Genomic DNA, 8,648 nt, shown 5'->3' with positions numbered 1-8,648 from the left:
TTCCGTCGTCTCCGTATTCGTTTCGAGCGCCGTGCAGACATTCACGGCGCGTTCCTCAAACTCGGTTGCTGTCTGATCTGCTGGAATACCCTTCGGCGGGCCGATCAGTCTTTATGAAACCGTCTCTAAGCGAGCAGCGCGCGGCGGAAACTGCGCGCATTCTCCGCGAGCCATGCATCCCATACTTCGCCCGGCTCCGGCAGCGACACACCGTGGCGCTCCAGCATGATCGCCTCGGCCATCGCGTCGAGCAGCTCGGCCTTGTTCCTGAAATGCCAGTAAAGCGTCGGCGACTGCACGCCGAGCCGCTCGGCGAGCCGCCGGGTGGACAGTCCATCGATCCCCACTTCATCCAGCAGGTCGAGCGCCGCGCGCAATACCGTGTCGCGCGTGAGTCGCGCCCCTGTGTCCTTCATCTCTATCACCGATAGGGAAACTGTGAAATAATCCTCACTCTATCATCGATAGAGTCATCCTCTTGAATCCGTCCCTGATTGCCATTCTGGCCACGGTCCTGCTCGACGCAATCGGCGTCGGGATCGTGATGCCAATCCTGCCCGGGCTGCTGCGCTCGCTCGCCGCCACCGGCAGCACGGACACCCATTACGGCGTCCTGCTCGCGCTGTACGCGTTCGCGCAGTTCCTGTGTGCGCCGCTGCTCGGCGCGCTGAGCGACCGTTTCGGCCGCCGCCCGGTACTGCTGGCGTCGCTGGCGGGCGCCGCGCTGGACTATCTGCTGATGGCGCTCGCGCCGACGCTCGCATGGCTTTACGTCGGGCGGTTGATCGCGGGCATCACCGGCGCGAACGTCGCGGTCGCGACCGCGTACGTGACCGACGTGACGGCCGAACCCGACCGCGCGCGGCGCTTCGGCCAGCTCGGCGCGATGATGGGCATCGGCTTCATCGCCGGCCCGCTGATCGGCGGGCTGCTCGGCGCGCTGCACCTGCGTGCGCCGTTCGTCGCGGCCGCGTTGCTCAACGCGCTGAATCTCGTGCTCGTGTGGCGCGTATTGCCGGAATCGCGGCCGCGCTCGGCCGGGGGCGGCCGCACGGCTGGCGCGCTCAACCCGTTCGCGAACTTGCGCCGGCTGAGCGGCGCGCCCGCGCTCGCACCGCTGGTCGGCATCTACGTGATCGTGGCACTCGTGTCGCAGGCGCCCGCGACGCTGTGGATCCTGTACGGCCAGGAACATTTCGGCTGGTCGACGCCGGTCGCGGGGCTGTCGCTCGCCGGTTACGGCGCGTGCCACGCGCTCGCGCAGGCGTTCGCGATCAGGCCGCTCATCGCGCGGCTCGGCGAGCGGCGCGCGCTCGCGCTGGGCCTTGCAGGCGATGCACTCGGGCTGGCGGTCATCGCGTTCGCGACCGCCGCGTGGGTGCCGTTCGCGCTGCTGCCGCTGTTCGCGGCCGGCGGCATGACGCTGCCGGCATTGCAGGCGATGCTCGCACGGCAGGTCGACGATACGCGTCAGGGCGAACTGCAGGGCACGCTGGCGAGCGTGGCGAGCCTGATCGGCGTCGCGGGGCCACTGGTCGTCACCGCGACCTACGCGGCGACGCGCGCGACGTGGCCGGGGCTCGTCTGGGCTGCCGCCGCGCTGCTGTACCTGCTCGTGCCGCCGTTGCTGGCCGGCGCGCGCCCGGCGAACGCGCCGCGCGCATCCGCGTGAGCGTCGGCGCACGCCGTCGCGTTCAGCCCGCGAGCGTGACGAGATTCGCGTCGCGCACGAGCTGCCAGCGGCCGCCGGCCTTGCGGAAGATCGTCAGCGTGTGGCCCGAGCGGCGGATCGTCTCGCCGCCCGGCGGCGTCGCGTCGATCTCGATGAAATTGCGCAGGTACGCCCAGTCGTCGATCACACGCAGTTCGTCGATCCGGTAGCGGCCGTCGATCTTTGGCGCGTGCTCCGCGCCGGCGTTCGCGTCGCGCGACGCGGCCGCGAACGCCGCCTTGTCGAACGGCGGCTTGCCGGCCACCATGAAGATCGCGTCGTCGGCGATCAGGTCCAGCACGGTCGCCAGATCGCCGCGCCGGCTCGACACGAACCAGTTGTCCACGAGTTCGCGGATCGCGCGTTCGTCTTCGGTCATCGTCGCCCCTCCTTCATCGGCCTGCGTCCATACAGACGCGGCGCCCGAAAAAAAAGCCGCCCGGTGCGATACCGGGCGGCTTTCCGTGCTGCATTCTGCTGCTGCGATGCGCGTCAGACCACGACCGTCTGCGCCTCGCCTTCGCGGGTCGCACGCACGGTGCCGATCTTCCACACCTGTTCGCCGGCGGCGGTCAGGTCGGCGATCGCCGCGTCGGCATCGGCCGCCGACACGATCACGGCCATGCCGATCCCGCAGTTGAACACGCGGTGCATTTCCGCGTCGGCGACGCCGCCGTGCTCCTGCAGCCACTTGAACAGCGGCGGCAGCGGCCAGGCGTGCTGGTCGAGCTCGGCGGTGAGGCCTTCGCGCAGCACGCGCGGGATGTTCTCGACGAGGCCGCCACCGGTGATGTGCGCCATGCCCTTCACCGACAGCTTCTGCATCAGCGCGAGCAGCGGCTTCACGTAGATGCGCGTGGGCGCCATCAGCGCGTCGGCGAGCGAACGGCCGTGGAAATCGGCCGACAGGTCTGGGTTCGCGCGCTCGATGATCTTGCGCACGAGCGAGAAGCCGTTCGAGTGGATGCCGCTCGATGCGAGGCCGAGCACCACGTCGCCTTCGGCGATCGTGCTGCCGTCGATGATCTTGCTCTTCTCGACCGCGCCGACCGCGAAGCCGGCCAGGTCGTATTCGCCGTCCGGGTACATGCCCGGCATTTCGGCCGTTTCACCGCCGATCAGCGCGCAGCCCGACAGTTCGCAGCCCTGCGCGATGCCCTTGACGACGGTGGCGGCCGTGTCGACGTCGAGCTTGCCGCACGCGAAGTAGTCGAGGAAGAACAGCGGCTCGGCGCCCTGCACGAGGATGTCGTTCACGCTCATCGCGACGAGATCCTGGCCGACCGTATCGTGTTTGTTCAGATGAAACGCCAGCTTGAGCTTGGTGCCCACGCCGTCGGTGCCCGACACGAGCACCGGCTCCTTGTACTTCTTCGGCACTTCGAACAGCGCGCCGAACCCGCCGATGCCGCCGAGCACGCCGTCGCGCAGGGTTTTCTTCGCAAAAGGCTTGATCTTGTCGATGAGCGCGTCGCCGGCGTCGATGTCGACACCTGCGTCGCGATAGGACAGACCCTGAGCGTCGGGAGCGGATTTCGGAGGATTCATGGGGGAATGCGAGAAGGTCGGTAAAATGCGATTTTACCCGAAGCCGGCCCGTTGGCCGGAATTCCCAGCACCGAATCGTCAGGGATTGCATCTTGGTCGACACGTCCCCGTTTTCTTCGCCACGCGAGCCGCGCCGGAACCCGCGCGCCGCCGTGCGTGCGGCCGCGTGGTCGAGCACCGGAGCCCTCCCCCGCGCGCGCCCGGCGTACGGCACGCGTTTTTCCAACCGATCTGCATTGTGACTGTTGTGTCCCGTCAACTGACGCTCGATCTCGGCACGCCGCCGCCCGCCACGTTCGACAACTTCATCATGAACGAGGAGAACGACGAGCTCGTCTCGCGCCTGCAGAAGCTCGATCTCGCGCTCGCGGCCGGCCCCGTGCCGGACCGGTCGTTCTATATCTGGGGCGAGCCCGGCAGCGGCCGCACACACCTGCTGCAGGCGCTCGTGAGCGACGCGTCGTACGGCTATGCGCGCTACCTGACGCCGCAGAGCCCGCTCGGCGCGTTCACGTTCGACCCGCGCATCGGCATCTATGCGATCGACGACTGCGACCGGATGAGCGACACGCAGCAGGTCGCGCTGTTCAACCTGTTCAACGAAGTGCGCGCGCACCCGTCGAGCGCGTTCGTCGCCGCGGGCCCGGCCGCGCCGCTCGCGCTCGACGTGCGCGAGGACCTGCGCACGCGGCTCGGCTGGGGGCTCGTGTTCCACCTGTCGCCGCCGTCCGACGCCGGCAAGATCGCGGTGCTCAAGCTCGCGGCGAAGGAGCGCGGGATCGCGCTGACCGACGACATCGCCGCGTACCTGCTGACCCATTTCCGCCGCGACATGCCGAGCCTGATGGCCTTGCTCGACGCGCTCGACCGCTTCTCGCTCGAGCAGAAACGCGCGGTCACGCTGCCGCTGCTGCGCCGGATGCTCGCGCGTCCCGGCGACGACATCACACCACCGGGCACGGGCCCGAACCGCTTCGAGTAAAATGCGCTTCCATGACTAATCTGGCACTCTTTGACCTCGATCACACGCTGATCCCGACCGATAGCGACCACGAATGGGGTCGCTTCATGGTGAAGCTCGGCATCGTCGACGCGGAAAGTTTCTCGCGTCAGAACGACCAGTTCTTCGCCGACTACAAGGCCGGCCAGCTCGACATCCACGCGTACCTGTGCGCGATGCTCACGCCGCTCGCGAAGTATTCGCGCGCGCAACTGGCCGAATGGCACGAGCAGTACATGCACGAGGTGATCCGCCCCGCGATGACGCCCGCGGCGCTCGAACTCGTGCGCAAGCACCTCGATGCGGGCGACCTGTGCTGCGTCGTGACGGCGACCAACGAATTCATCACGCGCCCGATCGCGACCGCGTTCGGCGTCGACACGCTGATCGCCTGCGAGGTCGAGACGACCGACGGCCACCCCGATTCCCCGTACACGGGCCGCCCGACCGGCACGCCGAGCTATCGCGAAGGCAAGATCGTGCGGACCGAAGCGTGGCTCGCGTCGCTCGGCAAGCACTGGGACGACTTCGAACACAGCTACTTCTACAGCGACTCGCACAACGACATCCCGTTGCTCGAGAAAGTCACCGACCCGATCGCGACCAACCCCGACGACACGCTGCGCGCGCATGCAAACGCGCGCGGCTGGCGCATCCTCGATCTCTTCTGAACGTCGTGATCAAAAAATTCATCCGCAAGCTGCTCGGCCAGGACGAAACCGAGCAAACGCCTCCCGCCGCGGCCCCGGCCGACGCAGCGGCCCCTGCTGCCCCGCGCACCCCGAAGGGCGCCCGCGGCGGCGGCGCGAAGAAACCGCGCAGCAACCATGAGCCGACCGTCGTGCCGGCCAGCGTGCACGGCATCAACCCGGCGCTGATCTCGAAGAACGCGGTGCGCGTGACCGACACGCTGCAGCAGGCGGGCTTTCGCGCGTTCATCGTCGGCGGCGCCGTGCGCGACCTGCTGCTCGGCATCGCGCCGAAGGACTTCGACGTCGCGACCGACGCGACGCCGACCGAGGTGCAGCGCCTGTTCCGCCGCGCGCGCCTGATCGGCCGCCGCTTCCAGATCGTGCACGTGCAGTTCGGCCAGGAACTGATCGAGGTGTCTACGTTCCGCGCGCTGGTCGACGCGCCGCCCGAGGCGGCCACGGCCGAACCGCCGAAGCGCCTGAAGCGCGACGAACTCGATCGCCGCACGCACGCGGTCGACGCGAGCGGCCGCGTGCTGCGCGACAACGTGTGGGGCGAGCAGCACGAGGACGCCGCGCGCCGCGACTTCACGATCAACGCGATGTACTACGACCCGTCGACGCAGACGGTGCTCGACTACCACGACGGGATGGCCGACGTGCGCGCCCGCCTGTTGCGGATGATCGGCGATCCGGCCACGCGCTTCCGCGAGGATCCGGTGCGGATGCTGCGCGTCGTGCGCTTTGCGGCGAAGCTCGGCTTCGAGATCGAACCGCATACGCGCGAGCCGATCCACGCGCTCGCCGACCTGATCAACAACGTGCCGGCCGCGCGCCTGTTCGACGAAATGCTGAAGCTGCTGCTGTCGGGCCACGCGCTCGCGTGCCTGCAGCGGCTGCGCAAGGAAGGGCTGCACCACGGGCTGCTGCCGCTGCTCGACGTCGTGCTGGAACAGCCGCAGGGCGAGAAGTTCATCACGCTCGCGCTGAACAACACCGACGCGCGCGTGCGCGCCGGCAAGCCGGTGTCGCCGGGCTTCCTGTTCGCGACGCTGCTGTGGCACGACATGCGCCAGCGCTTCGAGCAATACACGGCGGCGGGCGAAATCCCGGTGCCGGCGCTCCATCGCGCGATGGACGACGTGCTCGACATGCAGACCGAGAAGCTCGCGATCCACAAGCGCTACTCGGCCGACATGCGCGAGATCTGGGGCCTGCAGCTGCGCCTCGAGAAACGCTCGGGCCGCAGCGCGATGCGGCTGCTGGAACACCAAAGGTTTAGAGCGGGGTATGATTTCCTCCTGTTACGCTGCGAATCCGGCGAGCTCGATGCGGAAGTCGGACAGTGGTGGACGGATTTCATCGAAGGCGACGCGGCCGCTCGCGAGGCATTGCTCACGCAGGGCGGCTCGAAGGAAAAATCGCCCCGCAAGCGGCGCCGCCGCGGCGGGGCGCGCAACCGCAAGCCGGGTGAAGGTGCCGCCGAGCAGGCACCGGATACCGCGGGCGATACCGCGAGCGGTTCCGACGACTGACGCGCGCGCCGGCGAACGACGTAGGAAGTGATGCCATGACGGTTGCATATATCGGACTGGGGGCGAATCTCGGCGATGCGCGCCAGACCCTGAAGGACGCGGTGGTGTGCCTCGCGCAGCAGCGCACCATCTCGATCCTCGGCAAATCGAGCCTGTATCGCACGGCGCCCTTCGAAGCGGGCGGCGACGATTACTACAACTGCGTCGTCAAGCTCGACACGACGCTGTCGGCTCGCGAGCTGCTCGCGCTCTGCCAGAAGATCGAACATCACTTCGGCCGCGAGCGCCCGTATCGCAATGCGCCGCGCACGCTCGACCTCGACATCCTGCTGTTCGGCGCCGATTCGATCGACGAGCCCGACCTGATCGTCCCGCACCCACGCCTTACCGACCGCGCGTTCGCGCTCGTGCCGCTCGTCGAGATCGAGCCGGCGCTCGACATCCCCGCGCGCGGCCGGGCCGACGCCTTTCTCGCCGCCGTCGCGGATCAGCGCGTCGAAAAGGTGCAGACCTGCCAGTGCCTGATGCAAAAGGCGCTCGCTGCCGGCGAAGACGCCGACAAGACCCGCTGCCGATGAACGCCACTCCGCTGACCGTCACCGCGCCCGACCTGCGCGCCCCACACCGCTATCTCGTGATCGAAGGCCCGATCGGTGTCGGCAAGACGACGCTCGCGCGCCTGCTCGGCGAGCGCTGGTCGATGCAGACGCTGCTCGAGCGCCCGCAGGACAACCCTTTCCTCGAACGCTTCTACCGCGACACCGCGCGCTACGCGCTGCCGGTCCAGCTGTCGTTCGCGCTGCAGCGCGCGCAGCAGGCGCGCGAGCTGATCGGCGCGCTCGACACGGGCCGCCCCGTCATCGCCGATTTCATGCCGCAGAAGAACGACATCTTCGCGCGGCTGAACCTGCCGGAAGACGAGTGGCAACTGTATCGCTCGGTCGCCACGCACGTCGACGTGCCGCAGGCGCCGTCGCCCGATCTCGTCGTCTATCTGCAGGCGAGCCCCGAAGTGCTGTTCTCGCGCATCCAGAAGCGCGGGCTGCCGATGGAACTGCAGATCAGCGACGCGTACCTGCGCTCGCTCGTCGACGCGTACAACGAATTCTTCTACCACTACGACCGCACGCCGGTGCTGACGGTCGCAGCCGAACACCTGAACCCGCTGGATTCCCCCGAAGATCTCGCCCTGCTGGTCGAGCGCATCGAGACGATGCGCGGCCGCAAGGAATTCTTCGTCAAGGGCGAGACGACGCGCTGACGCGTCCCGCCTGTCGCTCTTCACCCATCGACCCGGATTTCCCATGACCTATCTCCAGGAATCGAGCCGGCCTGCCGTGACGGTACCCAAGCTGCAGGCAATGCGCGACGCCGGCGAGAAGATCGCGATGCTCACCTGCTACGACGCGAGCTTCTCCGCGCTGCTCGATCGCGCCGGCACCGACGTGCTGCTGATCGGCGATTCGCTCGGCAACGTGCTGCAGGGCCACACGACCACGCTGCCGGTGTCGCTCGACGACATCGCGTACCACACCGCGTGCGTCGCGCGGGCCCAGCCGCGCGCGCTCGTCGTCGCCGATCTGCCGTTCGGCACGTACGGCACGCCGGCCGAGGCGTTCGCGAATGCAGTCAAGCTGATGCGCGCCGGCGCGCAGATGGTCAAGCTCGAAGGCGGCGAATGGCTCGCCGATACGATCCGCTTCCTCGTCGAGCGCTCGGTGCCCGTCTGCGCGCACCTCGGCCTCACGCCGCAATCGGTGCATGCGTTCGGCGGCTTCAAGGTCCAGGGCAAGACCGAAGCCGGCGCCGCGCAGCTGCTGCGCGATGCGCGCGCGATCGAGGATGCCGGCGCGCAACTCGTCGTGCTCGAAGCCGTGCCGACGCTCGTCGCGTCCGAAGTCACGCACATGCTGAAGATTCCGACGATCGGCATCGGCGCGGGCGTCGACTGCTCGGGGCAGGTGCTCGTGCTGCACGACATGCTCGGCGTGTTCCCCGGCAAGCGGCCGCGTTTCGTGAAGGATTTCATGCAGGGGCAGCCGAACATTCAGGCGGCCGTCGAAGCCTACGTGCGCGCGGTGAAGGATCGGTCGTTCCCCGGCCCCGAACACTCGTTCTGACGTAGAAGCCCGGATGTAAAAAAGCGCGGCGCCCTTTGCGGG

General features: G+C 68.2%; 9 protein-coding genes and 2 pseudogenes. 8 read left to right on the top strand and 3 right to left on the bottom strand.

The features are described 5' to 3' along the window. Window positions 1-117 (top strand): annotated as a pseudogene (locus tag H0X95_RS17950) (IS5/IS1182 family transposase); the annotation flags it as partial. 11 nt (window positions 118-128) lie between these two features. On the opposite strand, the pseudogene H0X95_RS17945 reads toward H0X95_RS17950, so the two are convergent. Next, window positions 129-416 (bottom strand): annotated as a pseudogene (locus H0X95_RS17945) (TetR family transcriptional regulator); the annotation flags it as partial. A 62-nt stretch (window positions 417-478) separates the two neighbouring features. On the opposite strand from H0X95_RS17945, the gene tet reads away from it, so the two are divergent. Then, window positions 479-1,672, top strand: coding sequence for a Tet(A)/Tet(B)/Tet(C) family tetracycline efflux MFS transporter (gene tet, locus H0X95_RS17940; RefSeq protein WP_230878233.1), 1,194 nt, complete (start codon window positions 479-481; stop codon window positions 1,670-1,672). 22 nt (window positions 1,673-1,694) lie between these two features. Here tet and H0X95_RS17935 read toward each other — a convergent pair whose 3' ends face one another. Together H0X95_RS17935 and purM are read right to left on the bottom strand one after the other, a co-directional pair. Next, window positions 1,695-2,090: a YybH family protein gene (locus tag H0X95_RS17935; RefSeq protein ID WP_196446131.1), complete on the bottom strand. Its 396-nt coding sequence runs from the start codon at window positions 2,088-2,090 to the stop codon at window positions 1,695-1,697. A 113-nt stretch (window positions 2,091-2,203) separates the two neighbouring features. Next, complete coding sequence (gene purM / locus H0X95_RS17930; RefSeq protein ID WP_006497487.1) at window positions 2,204-3,259, bottom strand: phosphoribosylformylglycinamidine cyclo-ligase; 1,056 nt, start codon at window positions 3,257-3,259, stop codon at window positions 2,204-2,206. A gap of 247 nt (window positions 3,260-3,506) precedes the next feature. On the opposite strand from purM, the gene hda reads away from it, so the two are divergent. Genes hda through panB form a run of 6 tightly spaced genes read left to right on the top strand, consistent with a single transcriptional unit; the run spans window position 3,507 to window position 8,606 of the window. Then, on the top strand, window positions 3,507-4,241 hold the full coding sequence (hda, locus tag H0X95_RS17925) for a DnaA regulatory inactivator Hda (RefSeq protein ID WP_034200992.1): 735 nt from the start codon (window positions 3,507-3,509) through the stop codon (window positions 4,239-4,241). A gap of 11 nt (window positions 4,242-4,252) precedes the next feature. Beyond that, window positions 4,253-4,930: an HAD family hydrolase gene (locus H0X95_RS17920; RefSeq protein WP_006497489.1), complete on the top strand. Its 678-nt coding sequence runs from the start codon at window positions 4,253-4,255 to the stop codon at window positions 4,928-4,930. 5 nt (window positions 4,931-4,935) lie between these two features. Next, window positions 4,936-6,486 carry a polynucleotide adenylyltransferase PcnB gene (gene pcnB, locus H0X95_RS17915; protein WP_006484964.1) on the top strand — a complete coding sequence of 517 codons (1,551 nt, stop codon included), beginning with the start codon at window positions 4,936-4,938 and terminating at the stop codon, window positions 6,484-6,486. Between the two features lie 35 nt (window positions 6,487-6,521). Next, complete coding sequence (folK, locus tag H0X95_RS17910; protein WP_006476832.1) at window positions 6,522-7,064, top strand: 2-amino-4-hydroxy-6-hydroxymethyldihydropteridine diphosphokinase; 543 nt, start codon at window positions 6,522-6,524, stop codon at window positions 7,062-7,064. Next, complete coding sequence (locus tag H0X95_RS17905; protein WP_006484932.1) at window positions 7,061-7,747, top strand: deoxynucleoside kinase; 687 nt, start codon at window positions 7,061-7,063, stop codon at window positions 7,745-7,747. Before folK ends, H0X95_RS17905 begins: the two co-directional genes overlap by 4 nt. Window positions 7,748-7,790: 43 nt before the next feature. Continuing rightward, window positions 7,791-8,606, top strand: coding sequence for a 3-methyl-2-oxobutanoate hydroxymethyltransferase (gene panB, locus H0X95_RS17900; RefSeq protein WP_006485002.1), 816 nt, complete (start codon window positions 7,791-7,793; stop codon window positions 8,604-8,606). Window positions 8,607-8,648 lie beyond the last annotated feature (42 nt).

The organism is Burkholderia sp. 9779_493, from assembly GCF_015712215.1.
Lineage (GTDB): Bacteria > Pseudomonadota > Gammaproteobacteria > Burkholderiales > Burkholderiaceae > Burkholderia > Burkholderia cenocepacia.
The sequence above is the reverse complement of the archived record's forward strand: the minus strand, read 5'-3'. Positions and strand labels throughout refer to the sequence as shown.

Excerpts from the sequence above, each read along its gene's own strand:
- H0X95_RS17935 (WP_196446131.1), bottom strand. The coding sequence starts at position 2,090 with ATGACCGAAGACGAACGCGCGATCCGCGAACTCGTGGACAACTGGTTC.
- purM (WP_006497487.1), bottom strand. The coding sequence starts at position 3,259 with ATGAATCCTCCGAAATCCGCTCCCGACGCTCAGGGTCTGTCCTATCGC.
- H0X95_RS17920 (WP_006497489.1), top strand. The coding sequence starts at position 4,253 with ATGACTAATCTGGCACTCTTTGACCTCGATCACACGCTGATCCCGACC.
- folK (WP_006476832.1), top strand. The coding sequence starts at position 6,522 with ATGACGGTTGCATATATCGGACTGGGGGCGAATCTCGGCGATGCGCGC.
- H0X95_RS17905 (WP_006484932.1), top strand. The coding sequence starts at position 7,061 with ATGAACGCCACTCCGCTGACCGTCACCGCGCCCGACCTGCGCGCCCCA.
- panB (WP_006485002.1), top strand. The coding sequence starts at position 7,791 with ATGACCTATCTCCAGGAATCGAGCCGGCCTGCCGTGACGGTACCCAAG.